The organism is Paraburkholderia sp. SIMBA_053 (assembly GCF_046534895.1).
GTDB lineage: Bacteria > Pseudomonadota > Gammaproteobacteria > Burkholderiales > Burkholderiaceae > Paraburkholderia > Paraburkholderia caledonica.
The window spans coordinates 1-231 of the sequence record NZ_JAWRXU010001876.1 but is presented as its reverse complement, the minus strand read 5'-3'; the positions used below and the strand labels follow the sequence as shown (position 1 = coordinate 231).

Annotated in this window: 1 pseudogene; it reads left to right on the top strand. The window is 51.5% G+C overall.

What is annotated here, in order from left to right:
• Positions 1 to 231 (top strand): annotated as a pseudogene (locus SB753_RS42050) (hypothetical protein); the annotation flags it as partial.

Below are 231 nucleotides of genomic sequence, written 5' to 3'. Positions count from 1 at the left end.
CTGAGCTAGAGCGCCAACTTTTTTTAAGCAGTTTGAAGAAGGCTAAAAGGTATTTTGAGTTTGGCTCAGGTGGCTCCACCGTTTGGGCGGTAAAGGAAGGACTGACAGTATATGGCGTGGAGAGTGACGCTAAATGGGTTAGCGCGCTAAAAGGGACGTTAGGCCAGCAGTGTCAGGTTGAAGCCGTCGACATTGGCCCAACGAAAGAGTGGGGGTTCCCCACCTCAATGC